Annotated in this window: 13 protein-coding genes; 6 read left to right on the top strand and 7 right to left on the bottom strand. The window is 58.3% G+C overall.

The features are described 5' to 3' along the window. Positions 1-75: 75 nt before the first annotated feature. Positions 76-2205, bottom strand: a complete 2130-nt coding sequence (locus WMO36_RS03770) for a family 43 glycosylhydrolase (RefSeq protein WP_349076853.1) — start codon at positions 2203-2205, stop codon at positions 76-78. A gap of 100 nt (positions 2206-2305) precedes the next feature. On the opposite strand from WMO36_RS03770, the gene WMO36_RS03765 reads away from it, so the two are divergent. Further along, the gene (locus tag WMO36_RS03765; RefSeq protein WP_302146709.1) at positions 2306-3901 is read left to right on the top strand and encodes a glycoside hydrolase family 43 protein; all 1596 of its coding nucleotides are present in this window, start codon (positions 2306-2308) and stop codon (positions 3899-3901) included. Beyond that, positions 3883-5571, top strand: coding sequence for a glycoside hydrolase family 43 protein (locus tag WMO36_RS03760; RefSeq protein ID WP_349076850.1), 1689 nt, complete (start codon positions 3883-3885; stop codon positions 5569-5571). Before WMO36_RS03765 ends, WMO36_RS03760 begins: the two co-directional genes overlap by 19 nt. Positions 5572-5713: 142 nt before the next feature. Here WMO36_RS03760 and leuA read toward each other — a convergent pair whose 3' ends face one another. Next, positions 5714-7624 (bottom strand): 2-isopropylmalate synthase, encoded by a 1911-nt coding sequence (gene leuA / locus WMO36_RS03755; protein ID WP_271724471.1) that lies wholly within the window; start codon positions 7622-7624, stop codon positions 5714-5716. A 197-nt stretch (positions 7625-7821) separates the two neighbouring features. Between leuA and WMO36_RS03750 the strand changes: the two genes are divergently transcribed. Beyond that, complete coding sequence (locus tag WMO36_RS03750) at positions 7822-9417, top strand: metallophosphoesterase family protein (RefSeq protein ID WP_337509618.1); 1596 nt, start codon at positions 7822-7824, stop codon at positions 9415-9417. Between the two features lie 100 nt (positions 9418-9517). Here the strand turns inward: WMO36_RS03750 and WMO36_RS03745 are convergent, their stop codons facing one another. After that, positions 9518-10138, bottom strand: coding sequence for a DUF5701 family protein (locus WMO36_RS03745; protein WP_039196760.1), 621 nt, complete (start codon positions 10136-10138; stop codon positions 9518-9520). Between the two features lie 404 nt (positions 10139-10542). Between WMO36_RS03745 and asd the strand changes: the two genes are divergently transcribed. After that, positions 10543-11637: an aspartate-semialdehyde dehydrogenase gene (gene asd / locus WMO36_RS03740; RefSeq protein WP_349076849.1), complete on the top strand. Its 1095-nt coding sequence runs from the start codon at positions 10543-10545 to the stop codon at positions 11635-11637. Between the two features lie 245 nt (positions 11638-11882). On the opposite strand, the gene WMO36_RS03735 is transcribed toward asd, so the two are convergent. From WMO36_RS03735 to dnaX, 4 genes are all read right to left on the bottom strand, one after another. Further along, positions 11883-12449 (bottom strand): ACT domain-containing protein, encoded by a 567-nt coding sequence (locus tag WMO36_RS03735; RefSeq protein WP_099571094.1) that lies wholly within the window; start codon positions 12447-12449, stop codon positions 11883-11885. An 84-nt stretch (positions 12450-12533) separates the two neighbouring features. Then, entirely contained in the window at positions 12534-13295 is a 762-nt protein-coding gene (locus WMO36_RS03730) for an aspartate kinase (protein WP_099571095.1), read from the bottom strand. A 302-nt stretch (positions 13296-13597) separates the two neighbouring features. Then, positions 13598-14200 carry a recombination mediator RecR gene (gene recR / locus WMO36_RS03725; protein WP_099571096.1) on the bottom strand — a complete coding sequence of 201 codons (603 nt, stop codon included), beginning with the start codon at positions 14198-14200 and terminating at the stop codon, positions 13598-13600. A gap of 64 nt (positions 14201-14264) precedes the next feature. Then, positions 14265-16862 carry a DNA polymerase III subunit gamma/tau gene (gene dnaX / locus WMO36_RS03720; RefSeq protein WP_349076846.1) on the bottom strand — a complete coding sequence of 866 codons (2598 nt, stop codon included), beginning with the start codon at positions 16860-16862 and terminating at the stop codon, positions 14265-14267. A 271-nt stretch (positions 16863-17133) separates the two neighbouring features. Between dnaX and WMO36_RS03715 the strand changes: the two genes are divergently transcribed. Beyond that, positions 17134-17730 (top strand): TetR/AcrR family transcriptional regulator, encoded by a 597-nt coding sequence (locus WMO36_RS03715; protein ID WP_099571098.1) that lies wholly within the window; start codon positions 17134-17136, stop codon positions 17728-17730. 49 nt (positions 17731-17779) lie between these two features. Continuing rightward, positions 17780-18763 carry a DUF5692 family protein gene (locus WMO36_RS03710; protein ID WP_099571099.1) on the top strand — a complete coding sequence of 328 codons (984 nt, stop codon included), beginning with the start codon at positions 17780-17782 and terminating at the stop codon, positions 18761-18763. Position 18764: the final 1 nt, after the last annotated feature.

The raw sequence follows: 18764 nt of genomic DNA, 5'->3' as shown, positions 1-18764 counted from the left end.
CTTTTCACCAAAAACGTCTCATACATTCGGCCCCAACACCGGCTTTCGCCCCTTGCGGCGCTGAAGCCAACGAAGTCAGCCTTCATTGCCGGAAACCACGATTTTCATCGTTATATCAGCATAGTCCGGATTGAGCTCTTCCGCCGCCTGCATGTCCAGTATCGGCATACCCTCCTTGGACCAGTGCACGCGGCGCACCTGGGCGTCGCGGCCGCCATACCGTCCATTCTCGTATTCCGCATTGTGAAATACATAGATGAGATTGCCGTCCTCGTCGTTGGACCACATGCCATGGCCGGTGCCGAGCTGCCATTGCCCGTTGTATACTCCGGATTTCTGCAGCGGATAGTCGAGCTTCGTCCACACGTTCGGATCGGTCAGATCGGCGTCCTGCCCGGCCGGAGCGGTGACCAGACCGGTGGTGTAGTCAATACCGACCAGCGAGCCGGAATAAATCAGGTAGATCGTGCCATCATGCACGATGGCGTTCGGACCTTCGGCGATCATATTGTCCCACGCGAATTCCGGCACAACGACCTGCTTCGGCTCGCAGGTAAGCCGTTCCGGACGGGCCGGATCGAAGCTGGCGATCCAAATGCTGCCGACCTGCTGCCAAGCGTAATACCAGCGGCCGGAATCGCTGATGACGGTCATGTCGAGCGAGATACGTTGGATGGGATTGAGCACGCCGCCGGTCAGTGTGAGAATCGGCTTCGGCACCGTCCAGTTTTCGGGTTCGCGCGGATCGAAATCCGTGCCGTCGGAATGCTGCTTGAGCTGCATGATATGGCAGCTGCCCGTCCACATGTCTGGCTTGCCCGCGCGATCGTTGGGCGTGCCGTCTGGATTGGTGGCCGGCCCATCGAAGCATGGCATGAAGAGCACCGACAGTTTTCCATCGATGACATGCAGTTCCGGCGCCCAGAAGCAGCCGGTCATGGCGCGTCCTTCAGCGTTGTAATCACCGCATTTGAGCAGATCGATTTCCTTGGCACGGCCGCCCGCCGCGTCGGAAAGCGCTTCGATGGAGTCGGCGATGCGCAACGGCATATGCGTGGCGCCATCGTTCGGATCGACGCAGTTGCCGTCGGTATCGTCGGTGGCGATGAACATGAACATCGGCTTGCCGTTGAAATTCCAAGCGAACACCGACGGGTCCGCACGCTCCACGGCAAATGGCACCGGGTATACGGTTTGGCGGATGCGGCCGCTCACCGTGCGCGTGTCGCCCGGCTGGAGCTTGCCTTCGGCGGCGTCCTGCGCAATCGCCTCAAGTTCGTCTTTGTTCCAATCCACGACACGGGTGGCGCCGGAACCGTCGCTGTAGACGAGATCGGCGCGGACCTTGGCGAGTGCCTGCACGGCTTCACGGGCCGCTTCCCTACTTGCCGCCATGTCGATATGCTGCGTCGCCACCGATGTTTCAACGTTGTAAATACGACCGAATCGTTCGATCAGTTTCGACGCTTCTTCTTCAGTGACGGCAATCACGTTGCCAGGAACGGCATTGGGAATATTGCAATCGCAGGAAAGGTTGCCAGAATGACAGGATTTCGCCGATACCGCAGCTTCCACAACATCGATCGGCTCGCCGGACTCGGCCGCGGCGACAATATCGACAACGCTTGCGGAACGCGCATCGCCATCATCCGAAATCCAGGAAATCACATAACGGGAGGCATCCGCGTCGAATGCGACAGACGGACGATTGACGCCGCCGCCGGTACGCAGCATCACCAATCCAAGCTGCGCGAAAGCCGTCAGATCGTCGCTGAGCGCCAACAGAAACGCCGACCGCTCGGACCCGTCCGGCGCTCCCCCACGCGCGGTACGGGTGGCCGCGAGAGCGAATCGTCCGTCCGCGAGGCGGAACAGATACGGATCCTTCAAGGATTTGAGCGTGATGTCGATTCCCGGCATCACAGCGCCGTACGCGACGGCATCGGTGGCCGGACGGGCCTCGTCGAACGGATCGGCGACGAAATGCGCCGCGGCGACGCAGGCGCGGCGAGATTCGGCGGATGCGGCCTGGATAGGCACACCGGCGGCGAAGAAAACGCCGTAATTCTCGTTGAGCGGCTCCCACTCGGTGGCCCCGTCGGCACGCAACGCAAGGTGCATGCTGTAGGCAATATCCTCGTTATTCGCCTCTTCGCGACCGGTGGCTTCGCGCGTGTAGCACAGCAATTCGTAGGAACTCGACATCGAGAAACCCCTTATGATTCGACTTTTCTTTACAACGTTGTACACTATACAAGAAATTACATCGTTGTACAAATCGCATCATCCGCAAGGAGGGGGAAAAATGAAACTCCGTACAACTGTGAAACAGGTCGCAGCAGGCCTGATCGCAGCAGCCGTGCTCGTCGGAACGCTAGCAGGCTGCTCCAGCACATCATCCGACCAATCATCGGCGTCATCAAAGTCCGAAACCAGCGAAACCAGCACCGCCAGCATCAAGCGCGGCGAATCCCACGACCCCTCCATCGTCAAGGCCAACGGCAAATACTATATTTTCGGCTCGCACCGCGCCTGGCTCAAAAGCGACGATCTGATCAACTGGAGCACCTTCACCAACAATCTGAGCACCGACTACGAGAAGGTCTTCAAAGACATTTGGGAAGGCTGGGCGAAGCAGTCCACGAATCCGGACGTCAAAGGCAATATGTGGGCCCCCGACGTGGTCTGGAACGAAACGATGGGCAAGTGGTGCATGTACATGTCCATCAACGGCGATAATTACCGCTCCGTAATCGTGCTGCTCACCGCCGACGACATCGAAGGCGATTGGACGTACGTTGGCCCGGTGGTCTATTCCGGCTTCGAACGCGTGAACGTGAAGAAGACCGACGTGCCGCAGGTGCTTGGCGAGGATGCCGACATCACCCGTTACACCTCGCAGACCGACACCGGCATCAACGCCATCGACCCGTGCGTGAAAACCGATGACAACGGCGACATGTGGATGACCTTCGGCTCCTGGTTCGGCGGCATGTGGATGTTCAAGCTCGACCCGACGACCGGCCTGCGCGACTACAACTCCACCTACCCCACCGAAGCGAACAAGTCCGACGCCTACTATGGCGTGAAGCTCGGCGGCGGCTTCGGCAACTCCGGCGAAGGCTCCTACCTGCTGCACGACAACGGCTACTGGTATCTATTCGCCTCCTACGGCGCGCTGCAGCAGACCGGTGGCTACCAGATCCGCATGTTCCGATCCAAGGACATCACCGGCCCGTACGTTGACGAAGCCGGCAACACCGCGATTTCCACCAAGGCCATCGGCAACAACTGGCAAAGCGACATCGGCGAGCGCCTGATGAGCTCGATCCAGTGGAGCGGCAACGACAACGCGAACATCGAGGTCTCCCAGGGCCACAATTCCGCGTTCGTTGACGACGACGGCACCGCTTACCTCGTGTACCATACCCGTTTCTCCGGTTCCGGCGAAAAGCATGAGGTGCGCGTGCACGAGCTGCTGCCGACCGCCGACGGATGGCTGGTGGCAGCACCGTACGAATACACGGGCACCAAGGCCGACAAGAAGGGCTACAAGACCGCCGACATCGCCGGCGATTACGAGATGGTGACGCACGACAAGTCCAGCTATTTCAAGGGCCCGAAGAAGGTCACCGATAAGACGAGCACCGACTATCGCGGTGTGAACAAGCCCATCAACATCACCCTGAAGGAAGACGGCACCGTGACCGGCGACCAGACAGGCACTTGGGAGGCCGTGGAAGGCACCAACCAGATGACGCTTAAGCTCACCGGCGACGAAGGCGAAGTCACCTACTCCGGCGCGTTCGACAAGCTTCCGCGAGACAAGGACCGCAAGGAAGTCATGACCTTCAGCGCCCTGGGCACGAACAATCTGTGCATTTGGGGGTCTCAGAAGTGAGCAAAAACGGCGCAACAACCGTGCATTCCACAGCCGACGCAACCGGCGCAGTCAACGCAAGCAATGCAGGCCCCGCATCGCAGGCCATCTCACCCAACGGCATCGAGCATACGCTTGATGCCGGGCGGGTGGCCGTGCACGATCCCGCAATCGTCGAGGAAAACGGTGTCTACTATCTGTTCGGCACGCATCGTCGGTGCGCGCGCAGCACGGATATGGTGCATTGGGAGCGGTTCGATAACAATCTGAGCCGCGACCCGTACGCGCTGCTCGGCGATATTTGGCAGGCATGGCCGAAACAGGATTCCAATCCCGACCTGCTCGGCAACACGTGGGCGCCCGACGTGATCTGGAACGAGACCATGGGCAAGTGGTGCATGTACCTGTCGGTGAACGGCGACCAGTTCCGCTCGGTGATCGTGCTGTTGACCGCCGACCATGTGGACGGCGACTGGACGTACGTGGGGCCGGTGGTATATTCCGGTTTCGACGAGAGCAACCTGTGGAACACCGACGTGCCGAAAGTGCTGGAACTTGAGCCCAAAACCGATGGCACCGTCGGCTATGACCTGACCCGCTACCTGTCGCTCAAAGACACGCGCATCAACGCCATCGACGCGGCGCCCGCATTGTGCGAGCACGGCGAAATGTGGATGAGTTTCGGTTCATGGTTCGGCGGCATCTGGATGTTCAAGCTCGATCCGAAAACCGGCTTGCGCGATTATTCCGTGCGATACCCGCTGGTCAAGGATTCCTCCGATCCTTATTACGGCGTGAAAGTGGCCGGAGGCTACTGGAATTCCGGCGAAGGATCGTACTTCATTCGTGAAAACGGATGGTGGTATCTGTTCATGTCGTACGGCTGGCTTGGGCGCACCGGCGGATATCAGATTCGTCTGTTCCGTTCAAAATCGCTGCTTGGCCCGTACGTGGACCAGAACGGCAATCCCGCGATTTCGTACGGTGAGATTCCCGACAATCAGGAGCGCGGCACCGGCATTCGATTGACGTCTTCCGTACAGTGGGATGGCGGTCCGGCAGAACTTTCCGATGTCGAAGTCTCGCAGGGGCATAATTCCGCCATTCGTCGGTCGGAGGACGGTCGCATGTTCCTCGTCTACCACACCCGTTTCGCGGAACGCTTTAGCGAGGGCGATGATGAAGATTACGAATCTCACGTACGCGAATTACTGCCAACTTCCGACGGCTGGCTGGTTGCGGCACCGTACGAATACCGCGGTTCCGTTGCCGTCGCGCCGACCGGCATTGCCGATATCACAGGCGATTACAACGTTGTACTGCATGATCAGCATACGTTCTTCAACGGCAAGCAAGAGGATGATGGCACGTACGTTGGCATCAATCGTCCGACACGATATACGTTCCATGAGGACGGGCGGATCACCCGGGGTGAAATCGTAAGTTTCTTCGATACTCCCGACGCGAATCTGCCGAGGTCGACGGACGGGCCGATCACCTGCGGATCGTGGAAACCGCTTTCCGGCGCCGTGAACGGATTCAACTGTTGCGCAAGCGACGCGGAAATCCGATTGGACGACGTGACCTACATTGCACGGTTCGCAACACTCCCCCGCGAGATCGACGGCAAGCCGGTCATGACGTTCTCCGCAATCGGCAACAATGTCTGCATTTGGGGATCGCAATCCTGAATTTCCGAGTTTCCGAATAATCCGGAAAAACTGGAAAATCCGGAAACTCGGGAATCCTATGAAATCAAAAAGCAAAGGGCTTGTGACGTACTCGCAAGTACATCACAAGCCCTTCAGCTACAAGAACCGAAACCCGCGGAAATCAGCGCTCGGAACGGTTGATGGCCGAAATAATGGCCTTCAGCGAGCTGGTGACGATGGACGTGTCAATGCCGACGCCCCACACGATCCGCGGATCCTCTTCCTCACCGATCTGGCATTCCACGTAGGAGGCGGCCATGGCGTCGGTGCCAACGGACATGGTGTGCTCCACGTAATCCATCACGGAAGCCTCGATGCCGAAGTTGCTCAGCGCGTTCAGGAAAGCGGCAAGCGGGCCGTTGCCCATGCCGGAAACCTCACGCTCCACCGGCTCATCAACGCCGACGTTCACGCCACGGTCAAGAATCCTGGCCTTCAGCACGGTATCGGAACCATCTTCACCGGAAGACACCGACACCTTCAGCAGCTTCAGACGGCCCCACTGCTCGAGGGAGTCGTCCTTGCTGTCGCCGACCACGGCACCAGCCGCAGTAGCGCCGGACTCTTCGACCGGCAGATACTCGTCCTTGAACAGACGCCAAATATCCTCGTCCTTGACTTCCTTCTTGGTCTCATCGGCGTACGCCTGCACAACCTTGTCGAACTCGACCTGCAGACGCTTCGGCAGATCAAGATTGTGGTTGGTCTTCAGCAGGTAGGCCATGCCGCCCTTGCCGGACTGGGAATTCACGCGGATGATGGCCTCGTACGTGCGGCCGATATCCTTCGGATCGATCGGCAGGTACGGCACCAGCCACACGAAGCTGTCCAAATCGGCACCGGCACGATCGGCGGCCACCTGACGAGCCTCAAGACCCTTCTTGATGGCATCCTGATGAGAGCCGGAGAAGGCGGTGAACACGAAATTGCCGGCATACGGGTGACGCTCGGAAATCTTCAGCTGGTTGCAGTACTCAACAGTCTTGCGAATCTCAGGAACGTTGGAATAATCGATCTGCGGATCGATGCCCTGCGTGAGGAAGTTCAAACCAAGCGTAACCAAATCGACGTTGCCGGTGCGCTCGCCGTTGCCCAGCAGGCAACCCTCAACGCGGTCGGCGCCGGCAAGCACGGCCAGCTCGGTGGCGGCCACGCCCATGCCTTCATCGTTGTGCGGGTGCAGCGACAGCACCACGGCGTCGCGCGGCACCAGATTGTTCGACATGTATTCCACTTGGTCGGCAAACACGTTCGGCGTTGTCATTTCCACCGTTGCCGGCAGATTGATGATCATCGGATGCTCAGGAGTCGGCTTGATCACGTCGATCACCGCATTGCACACCTCGACGGCGTACTCCGGTTCGGTGCCGGTGAAGGATTCCGGAGAATACTCGTAATACAGGTCGATGCCCTCGGCCTCGCCCTCAAGCTCCTTGCACAGGGTGGCCGCGTCGGTGGCAAGCTTCTTGATGCCGGCCTTATCCTTACGGAACACGACCTCGCGCTGTAGCACGGACACGGAGTTATAGAAGTGCACGACGGCACGCTTGGCACCCTTCAGGCACTCGTAAGTCTTGCGAATCAGGTGCTCGCGAGCCTGCGTCAGCACCACGATCGTAACGTCATCAGGAATGAGCTCACGCTCGATCAGCATACGGATGAAATCGTAATCGGTTTCGGAAGCCGACGGGAAGCCGACCTCGATCTCCTTGAAGCCCAACGACACCAGCAGATTCCAGAAACGCAACTTGCGCTCGGAATCCATCGGGTTGACGAGGGCCTGATTGCCGTCACGAAGATCGACGGAACACCAACGCGGTGCACGCTGCAGTCGCTTACCCGGCCACGTACGCTCCGGGTAATCAAATGGCACCTGCTTATCGTATGCGACGTACTTGTTGTACGGCATCTTGCTGGGCTTTTGCGGAGCTCCAATATAACGCGCCGGAGGCAGCAGCGGGTCGTTGTTCCCTCCGTTGGACGCCGCGGCGACTGCCGCGAGATCAAACACTGAAGATTGATCCTGACCCATCACTCCTCCTTATCTGTGAAGTTGTCGACGATCTGCCGACCCATTTATTACATGCATGTTACTTTTCATGTACCGCCGTCCATCCTAGCGTCAGCTAGCTCCATATTTTGCTGACATTCCGCGATGCGGCTGCCATTTTAGAGCGCTTCCGACACTTTTCACCCCATATCCAGATTTGCCGCATTACAGTGAGCATCATGACCTTGCGATTCAACAGCGACGGCACCTTCCGCGTGCTGCAGATGGCCGATATTCAGGACGGACCGAACGTGCGCGAAGACACAATCCGTCTCATCGAAGCCGCCATCAAAAAAACGCATCCCGATCTAATCGTCTTCACCGGCGATCAGATTCGCGGATACGACCCCGCGTACATCGACACATTTCTGCGCAGACGCGGCGAACGGCCGGGCACGCGCGTGCGCATCGTCACTAAAATCGAAGCGAAACTGCGCGGCATCAAACGACACCCTCTCGCCAAAGCATTGCGCGAATATCCCCCTACCGACGACAGTTGGATGATTGACGGCATCGGCACCGACTCGCCGAAACTCGTGAAACGCAACAAGCGCGACGGTCTCAACGGATCCGCCAACAAGCTTGAATCATGGGCACAATCCATCAATCGCGCGACCGCCGCGACCATACTCGATGACACACGGCAGAAAGTACGAGACACGTTCGCAGCATTCCTTGGACCTGCATTGGAAGCGCGAATCCCCTTTGCCGCAACCTACGGCAACCACGATTTCCAGTGCGGCATTCTCGCCGACGAACAGGATGACATCTACCGAGAGTTTTCCGGTTGCATGAATCCCGTTGCCGGGTCGTCTCCTTTGGCGCTCGAACCAGGCACGTTTGCGATTCCGATCGAAGCTTCCGATGGTTCAAAGCGCATTGCGATGAGCGTGATGATGGTGAATTCCGGCGATTATGCGGATAATGCGTTTGACGGCGATTGCAGCATTTCTGACGGTTGCGAGCGTGTTGGAGATACTGATAAATCCGGCAATACTGTTGGCAATACTGCCGGCGGACGAGAATCGCTGACATCCTACGCAAAATATGCGTCGAATTCACGCGGCTGGGATTTGGCCGATTCCGACGGCTACGGCACACCTTCGCCGGAAGCGATCGAATGGCTGAAGCAAGTGCAACGCGAGCTGGGACGGCGCAACGGCGATGGTCGCGCGGTTCCGGCTATCGCATTCCAGCATATTCCGCCGCAGGAATTCTACGACTGCCTGCGCGAAGTGCCCGCATACACGCCGAATGCGGTGGAGGGTGCGCGAACGTTCGCAGGGCATTGCTATGTGTTGGATCGTGACGTGTGCAGACCTGGCTCGAGGCTTGGCGAGGCGATCGGCTGTGCGGATGAGAACGTTGGCGAAGTGCAGGCATTGCGCGATGCGGGCGGCTATTTCGCGCTGTTCTGCGGGCATGACCATAAGAACGCGTTCGTCGGACACGTGCACGACATCGATCTTGGGTACGCGCCGACCTGCGGCTTCGAATGCTATGGGCCGAAATCGCGACTGCGCGGCATTCGTCTGTTCGAATTCCGCGAAAACAATCCGGTCAGCTACGTGACGTGCATGCTCACGTGGGGCGATTTGGTCGGACGTTATTCCAGCAACGAACTGCGCGTGTTCTTCGAAGACCATTGCGTGACCGATCTGGTCGGCATCCGCAACGAACTGCGCCGTCCACAGGTCACGGCCACACTGCTGGGCGTCGGATCGGTGATGTGCGCCGCAGCCGGCCACGCCATCGCCAAACTGTTCAAGCGCTAGGCGCGACCGCCGCAAGGCATGGCCGTCGCAACAGTCGGACAATCGACAATCTGTGGAATGCAGAAAATCTGTGGAAAATCTGCGAAATATCAGCGGAACATCAATGGAACAGACTGACGCCGCGACGAGACGCACAAAACGCGTTGCCAAGCCAAGTATGACGGGAATTCGGCCATACCGCACCCAATCGAGGCGCATTCTGACTCATCCAAATACTCGGCACACGACCATCCGCGGAACGCGATCCCAACAAATTAAACCCGTTCTCCTCCAACAACCATTCCGGATGCTGCGTGGCAATCGCAAGCCCCTCTTCCAACGTGAGAGGCAAACGCTCGTCGGAATCGATCAGCTTGCGCGCAACATCGGGCTCGCGATTGATGTAACAGGTTCCCGTATGCGGCTCGATCACCAAGTAAAACGGGCCTTCCGGCGGTTCGAAACCATCCTGCGGAAGAAAACTGGCAATATCGCGCGGAGGCATCGTGGTGAAACCAGCCATGCGATTGATCGACGTACGCGCGATCAACGATTCCGGGGAAACCAACTCGCGCGTAGGCACCAACAGAATCTGCGTGCCCAAATCGGAATCCTCCAACGCACGGATGAGCGGGCGCGCCAAAGCACGGAACGCGGCGGCCGACATATCGGCCACATCCGGGTAGCCCAACGCCACGATACGATCCAACTGCTTTTGCGCTTCTTCTGATGCCTTCGACATGGCTTCCAGTGTACGCGAGCGATACGTCCAAAGCACGAAAAGCCTCGCAGACCGCGCACCGAAATTTGTGCAGACAGACGCATCAGCACGGACAATCAGTCAACCGCATCACACCAATCTGACAAACATACTGCCCGAACCGGGAACGTCACGGAAGCAAAAATGCTGAATCACTGCAAGAGAGCTCTTCACGGCATCCTGGCTCGCCCCTATGTTCCGCGAGCTGAGCACAAGAACGTATAGAACGCGAAACAGACCAGCATACGGATAGGAGAACCTGCTTGTTCCGCGGATTTCGTAAGATTAAACAACGCGTGTGGCCGCCCACGGAGTCGTTTGGGCCGGCTGGTCGACCTCAAGCGTGAAATCATACGAAACCGTTCCAGCATAAGCGAGAGGTTGTTATGTCCGAAAAGATTAAGGTCGGCATTCTCGGAGCTACGGGCATGGTCGGACAGCGCTTCGTCACGCTGCTCGAAAACCATCCGTGGTTCGAATTGGTCACCCTTGCCGCGTCCGCGCACAGCGCCGGCAAGACCTACGAAGAGGCCATCGGCGGTCGCTGGAAGATGGAAACGCCGATGCCGGAATTCGTGAAGAACATGGTCGTCAAGAACGTGGCTGACGTGGAAGACGTGGTCAAGAACGTCGATTTCGTGTTCTCCGCAGTGAACATGCCGAAGGCCGAGATCCGCGCCATCGAAGAGGAATACGCGAAAACCGAAACGCCGGTCGTATCGAACAACAGCGCCCACCGCTGGACTCCGGACGTGCCGATGGTCGTGCCAGAAATCAACCCGGAGCATTATGAGGTGATCGAGCACCAGCGCAAGCGTCTCGGCACCACGCACGGCTTCATCGCCGTCAAGCCAAACTGCTCCATCCAGGCCTACACTCCGGCGCTCGCCGCTTGGAAGGAATTCGAGCCGCGCGAGGTTATCGTGAGCACCTATCAGGCCATCTCCGGCGCTGGCAAGACGTTCAACGACTGGCCTGAAATGCTGGGCAACATCATTCCGTTCATCTCTGGCGAAGAGGAGAAGTCCGAGAAGGAACCGCTGAAGGTGTTCGGTCACGTCGATGAGGAAAAGGGCGGAATCGTGCCGTTCGACGGTCCGTTGAAGATCACGTCGCAGTGCATTCGCGTGCCTGTGCTCAACGGTCACACCGCCACCGTGTTCATCAACTTCGGCAAGAACCCGACCAAGGAAGAGCTCATCGATCGCCTGGTCAACTACACGAGCAAGGCTTCCGAGCTTGGCTTGCCACATGCACCAAAGCAGTTCATCCAGTACCTGACCGACGATGATCGCCCGCAGGTCAAGAAGGACGTGGATTACGAAGGCGGCATGGGTGTTTCCATCGGCCGTCTGCGTGAGGATTCCATTTTCGATTGGAAGTTCGTTGGCTTGGCTCACAACACCCTGCGCGGTGCCGCCGGCGGTGCGCTGGAAAGCGCCGAAATGCTGAAGGCACTCGGCTACATCACCAAGAAGTGATGGCAATCTGCATATGTTCTGCAGTTACGCATGATCGTGCATGATTGCACATTGTGATATCTGATTTCTGCAGAACATAATATTGCGGAGGATTGTTGATTATTCAGCGATCCTCCGCTTTTTATTTGCAGATTATCTGCAAAAAATATCTGCAAAACAGATATGGGAATACAAAAAGACTTGACTGAGATGCCTAAGGCAATCCAGTCAAGTCTTTCTTGCGATTGATATTACGTGCTATTGCGTCAGCGACCGGTGCCGCCGTACACCACGGCTTCCACCTGATCGGCGTCCAAGCCGTAGGCGGTGTGCAGCGCGCGGACGGCGTCCTGCAACTGCTCGAGCGGAACCAGCGCAGCGATGCGGATTTCGGACGTGGAGATCATCAGCACATTCACGCCCTTGTCGCTCAGCGCATTGAAGAACTTGGCAGCCAAGCCGGAGTGGGTCTTCATACCCACGCCCACCACGGCCACCTTGCCCACGTTGGCGTCAATGTCGAAGGACTGGTAGCCCAGTTCGTCCTGCTTCTCCTGCAACACTTCCTGCACCTTGGCCGCGGCGGAACCGGGCACAGTGAAGGAAATGTCGGCGGTGCCGGTGGAAGCGGAGGCCTGCACGATCATGTCGACGTTCACGCCGGCCTCAGCCAGCATCGTGAACACCTTGGCGGCCATGCCCGGCTCGTTCGGCACACGGCGCACGGTGGCCAGCGATTCGGTGTTGTCGTGCGCAACGCCGGAAATGATCGGGACTTCCGGTCCAAGATCGGGGAACAGGTCACCCAAGGACTGGCTGTTGTTTTCGCTCATGTTCTTACCTTTGTTCGTAAAGTCTTGATTTTCTTGCGATTGCCTGCGATGTCTCGCGATTGCCGAATGCGAATCTCAGATATCTCAGATGTTCGGCAATGTGCGCGGATCGACACCTTCCGGCACGATCAGCGTGCCGCTACGGTGGGAGAAGGAGCTGCGCACATGCAACGGCATGTTGAATCGCTGCGCGTATTCCACGCAACGCAGGGCAAGCACCTTGGAACCGCAGGACGACATTTCCAGCATCGACTCATAGTCGATGACGGGAATACGGCGTGCGGTCGGTACAATGCGCGGATCGGCGGTGAACACGCCATCGACGTCGGTGTAGATCTCACATACGTCGGCGTCCAGCGCCACAGCCAAAGCCACTGCGGAGGTATCGGACCCACCTCGGCCGAGCGTGGTGGCGTCGCCGCCCTCGTTCACGCCTTGGAAGCCAGCCACAATGGCCACGGAGCCCTTGTTGAGAGCACGACGCACGCGGTCAGGCTTCACGGCCTTGATATGTGCGGTACCGAACTGGGCGTCGGTCATGAAACCAGCCTGGGAACCGGTGAAGGAGTAGGCGTGAGAGCCGGCCGCATGAATTGCCATTGCGAGCAAACTCATCGAAATACGCTCGCCTGCGGTCATCAGCATGTCCATCTCGCGTGCCGGCGGGTTGGAGTCGATACTGAGCGCCTGATCGATCAGGTCGTCGGTGGTGTCTCCCATTGCGGAGACCACCACGGCCACGTCATTGCCGGCGTTCTTCGTTTCGATGATGCGTCGGGCCACGCGCTTGATCGACTCTGGGTCGGCTACGGAAGAGCCGCCAAATTTCTGCACGATGAGAGCCACAACTTATCCAATCTTCTTCAATGTGTTGTCTGCCAACCATTCTAGGCAGGCTGGTCGATTATAGGAAAAATCCGATTTGTCAAGCCCCTGCACGCCCAACATGCGAAACAATACATGCTCAACATGCGGAACAATACATGAAATCCACGCAATATTCCGGCGTGAGTTTCGTACGATTCTTCAGCGTAAGTTTCGCACGAAATCTTTGGCGAATCGCCTGCGCAACGCCTACGCAATCGCCAGCAATCGCCAATAGCCGCCAGCATATGCCGGCATATGTAACGCATGTGGCGAATGTGATGTCAGACCGCACGACGCCCGGCCAACGCACGTCCGAGCGTGATTTCGTCGGCATATTCGAGGTCGCCGCCGACCGGCAGACCGCTCGCCAAGCGCGTGACCTTGATGTCGGTTTGCGACAGCAGCTGCGAAAGGAAACTGGTGGTCGCCTCGCCTTCCACGTTCGGATTGAGCGCGAGAATCACTTCGGTGACTTCGCTGTCTTTGAGCCGTTCGATGAGTTTGGCGATGTTGAGGTCGCTTGGCTGCACGTTGGCCATCGGATTGATGACGCCGCCGAGCACGTGGTATAGGCCGCGATATTCGCGTGTGCGTTCGATGCTCATCACGTCTTTCGGTTCTTCGACCACGCAAATCACGCTATGGTCGCGGCGCGGATCGACGCAGATCGGGCATGGACTGGTTTCGCACACGTTGCCGCAAACATCGCAGAATCGTATTTTTTCCTTGACTTCGGTGATGGCGTCGATCAGGGTCTGCGATTCCTCGTCGGATGCGTTGAGCAGGTAGAAGGCGATGCGTTGCGCGCCTTTCGGCCCGATGCCGGGCAGGTGCGCGAATGCGTCGATCAGTCGTTGGATGGCGCCGTCATAGGCCAGTGCCATGGTTCACCTTTCCTTGGTTGCCGTAAGATTCGCGGTCATTCCCGTAGGATTCGCGATTGTGCCGCTAATCGTCGAGATTCTTCTTCTGCTGCATGTTGCGCGGGTTTTTGGCGTCGTCGGGGCCGAAATCCTCGACTTTTTTCACTTCGAATAGTCGTGTCAAATCGTCAACGCTTAACGCGTTGGATGCTCCGATCGATTCGTCGCTCATGGAATATTCGTCATCTTCCGCGGCGACCTGCGGTGTTGGCTGCGCAGGCGTGGAGAACTGTTGGCTCCATGGGTCGGCGTTCGGCTGGTTTTGCTGAGACGCCGCTTCCTGCCGAGGTGCGCGATGCTGATGATTGGCATGCTTGGAGGCCGTTTCAGATTCCGTTGACACGGACATAGCGTCCGCCGGCCCTGCCTGAACTGGCATGGGGGCACCCCAAGGATCGTCGTCCACCGGCGGCTGCTGCGGTACCGGCGCTGGCACGGCCCACGGATCGACGTTATCACTGGTATCGGGAACGGCCACATGTTTCACGTGTTGCTCCGGCGCTTTCACGTCGTTGACGCCGCTTGCGATCACCGATTGCGGTTGCACCTGTTGCGCTGGCACGGCCCACGGATCGTCATCCAGTTGCGATGGGACTACTGCGGTCTGCTGTGAGACCGCCCATGGATCGTTTTCGGCGGTTGCGTCCGCAACGGCTCGGTGACCCTCCTCATCGTTAGAATCCTCTGCATTACCGCCATTCTCGGTTTTCTGCGCGCCCTCGTCTGCCGGTTCTTTGCCGGAGGATTCAAGACTTGCGGCGGTGCCAAGATTCGCCGTCAGCAGTGTTGCGGATTTGAGTCGCTCCTGCGCCAGCTGCACGTTGATCTTGCTTTGCTCTTCCGGACTAAGCTTGCTCCACGGCACCGATTCGGAACCGTCCGCCAGCTTTTTGGCGGGGGCAAGCGTGACATTCGGGCCAAACACCTTATGCACTTCGGCACGGACGATTTTCACCACTTCGGTGGTTCCTTCCACCGACTCCTTCGCCACGCCCTTGGCGAACGCGTATTTGCTGAGCGCCTTGTCGAATTTGATCCACAAGCTGTCACCACGCAACAGCACACGAGGCACTTTTTCTCGGTTCACATAACCGCGCACATCCTCAGGAAGTGCGGCCACCAAAGCATCCCACTTCTGGTCGGGGGTGCGGTCGTCATGTACTGGAGCAGGTATGGAAGTTGCCGCAGGCGCCGGAGCCGCGGCAGGCGCAGCGGCCGCGACGGAAGACGTCGCATTCATCGCCTGCTGAACATCCGCAAGCATGGAAGCCACACCGGAAGCGACGGCGTCGGCGGGATTCATCGGCGCCGCAGACGGCTGCACAGCCGGTTTCACAGGCGCGGAAGAAGCATCAATTGCCGATGCGGAATCCTGTGGCTGAACGCCGGCGGTACGTCTCGCCGCACGGCGACGCGAGCCGGTCATGGATCCACGCAGCGATTCTGCAGCGGCAGAAGCCTCGGAATCGCCAGCAAAATCAGGCATACCGGAAGATGACGCAACGGCAGCCACCCCTTCCTCACGCCCGGCCAGCAAGCGCGCGGCAAGCAATTCCAGTCGCATGCGCGGCGAAATCGCACCGGTCATATTGGCAAGCGTCGCATTGATCGTGTCAGCCATCTGCGTCAACGCGGATAATCCCAAAGCGGAAGCCTGACGACGCAAATCATCCACGTTCTCGGCGGCCGCATCGTCGGAAAGCACGCTTTCCGCGCGCGCTCCACCCAACGTGAGCACCAGCAAATCGCGCACCCGGGCAAGCAAATCCTCAACGAATCGACGGGGATCGAAACCGCCGACCACAACCTTCTGAATCACGCCATACAGTGCTTCGCCGTTTTTGTCGGCAACGGCGTCGACGGCCTCGCCAATCAGGGCGTCGGGCGTGAAACCGAGCAACGCAACCGCGGAATCGTATGCGATGCTGCCGTCAACCGCACCAACCATGAGCTGGTCAAGCACGGAAAGTGTGTCTCGCACGGAACCGCCGCCGGCACGCATGGCAAGACGTAGAACGCCCGGCTCGGCCTCGATATGCTCGTCTTCGCAGATCTGCTCGAGGTACGGTCCCATGACCTCCTTCGGCACCAGGCGGAACGGGTAATGGTGGGTGCGCGAGCGGATGGTGCCGATCACCTTGTCTGGTTCGGTGGTGGCGAAGATGAACATCACATGCTCCGGCGGCTCCTCCACGATTTTCAGCAGCGCGTTGAAACCTTGCGGCGTGACCATGTGGGCCTCGTCGAGAATGAAGATCTTGTAGCGGTCGCGGGCCGGAGCGAAACCAGCGCGCTCACGCAGTTCGCGGGCATCGTCCACGCCGTTATGCGAAGCCGCGTCGATTTCCACCACATCGATGGAACCGGGACCGCCCGTAGCGAGATCCTTACAGCTTTCACATTCACCGCACGGATGCGAGGTCGGACCTTTCGCACAGTTGACGCACCGTGCAAGAATGCGGGCGGAACTGGTTTTGCCGCAACCGCGCGGACCGGAGAACAGGTAGGCGTGCGTGAGCTTGTTCTCGTCGAGCGCGCGCATCAACGGAACCGTGACCTGGTCCTGACCGATCACGCCGTCGAACGTGTCGGGACGATACCTTCTATAGAGTGCCAGTGCCATCGCAATTCCTTCCGCAGTAGTGCCACTAGGCTACCGATTAATTACGACACGTGCGGGCGCCGAAAACCGTCGAACCGCATACTCGCGCAGGTGTGGGCGCGTGTCCCGAAAGAAAAGGCTCACGATGGAGTTTAAGCTGGATACAGCAACACCGACATTCCAAAATTGACAGAGTGTCAATTTCAGGTTTAGACTGGGGACAGTCAAGAAATTGACAGAGTGTCAACGTGTCGCGTAGGTGAGAGACGCCACTCAAGCGAAGGAGAGAGCCATGGACGGACAGCACAACGCTTCCGCGATGACAGTCGGAGACGCACGCCGTGCGCAAATCGTGCACGCAGCCCGCGAACTTTGCCTGGAAAAGGGCTTTTCTAAAGTCACTATCAGCGACATCGCAAGTCGCGTCGGCATGACCAGATCTCTCTTCTATCACTATTTCCAAGACAAGGACCAAGTCGCGGACGCCGTACTCGACGACGTTATCGACGAAGTCATCACACACTTGGAAGAGTGGAACGCGAATCGCGAAGTCGGCAATATTTCGAAAGCGCTCGACGACGTGGTGCGACTGACCCGGTCCCTCATCGCCGATGAGGGACCGTTCAGCCAGCGCATGATCGAAGACGGCAACGCGGGACTGTACATCAAATTCATCGACCTCGTGGCCGATCGCATTGCGGAATACATCTGCAGTTCAACCGTACGTGATTTCGAAAAACTGCATGGCATGCCCATCTCCAACGAACATGAGACGTTCTACACGCTCATCGTTGGACTGATTTCGCTGATCAGACTGCACCCAGACATTGAAGACACCGTCATCAGACAGGTCGCAGCGCAGACGCTGCACCTGAACGAATACATGTAAACGCGGAATCAACCCGCGCGCACATGCGTGTCGAGAGAAAGGAAAAGCGATGTTGTTCCAAGTCTATGGCGACACCGCCGTATACCAGTGGATCGGCTGGATCCTCGTATTCTGCTGCCTCATCGGTGCCAATGAGCTGGCCCGCCGCACCAAAACCGGTGGCGTGGTCGCGTTCCTGATCGTGCCGGCCATTCTGACCATCTACTTCATCACCATTTACGCGGCCGCCGCTATGGGCGCCGAGTGGGCGCTCAACAACCCGACCTACGTTCATATGACCAGCTGGTTCCACTATGCCAAACTGTATGCTGCCACCGCGGGCTGCATCGGCTTCATGGCGCTCAAATACAAGTGGGGCAAGATCGGCAAGTCCGAGTGGTTCAAATGCTTCCCGTTCGTGATCGTGGCCATCAACATTCTCATCGCCGTGGTCTCCGACTTCGAATCCGCCATTCGCGCCTGGGGTACCACGTGGGTTTCCACCGAAGGCGTGACGCTGTATGGCGGCTGGCACAACGTGTTCAACGGCGTTGCCGGCCTGATCAACATCGCCTGCATGACCGGCTGGTTCGGCATTTACGTGTCGAAGAAGAAGCAGGACATGCTTTGGCCCGACATGACCTGGGTGTTCATCGTCGCATACGATATTTGGAACTTCTGCTACACCTACAACTGCCTGCCAACCCACTCCTGGTACTGCGGCCTCGCGCTGCTGCTCGCCCCGACCGTGGCAAACTTCTTCTGGAACAAGGGCGGCTGGATTCAGAACCGCGCCAACACGCTCGCCATCTGGTGCATGTTCGCGCAAGTGTTCCCCATGTTCCAGGATGAGTCCAAGTTCGCCGTGCAGTCGGTGAACAATCCGAACGTGAATCTGACCGTGTCGATCATCGCACTCGTGGCCAACGTGCTCGCACTCGGCTACATCCTGTACCGTGCGAAGAAGCAGCACGTCAACCCGTGGCTGCAGGAAGTCTTCAAGGGCACCCGCGACTACGAGCAGGCCATCGCCCGCCAAAAAGTCGCCGCCTAAT

It is taken from the genome of Bifidobacterium hominis (assembly GCF_040095915.1).
In the GTDB taxonomy this organism is placed as follows: Bacteria; Actinomycetota; Actinomycetes; order Actinomycetales; family Bifidobacteriaceae; genus Bifidobacterium; species Bifidobacterium hominis.
Note: the sequence above shows the minus strand (reverse complement) of the source record. Positions and strands in the feature narration are given on the sequence as shown.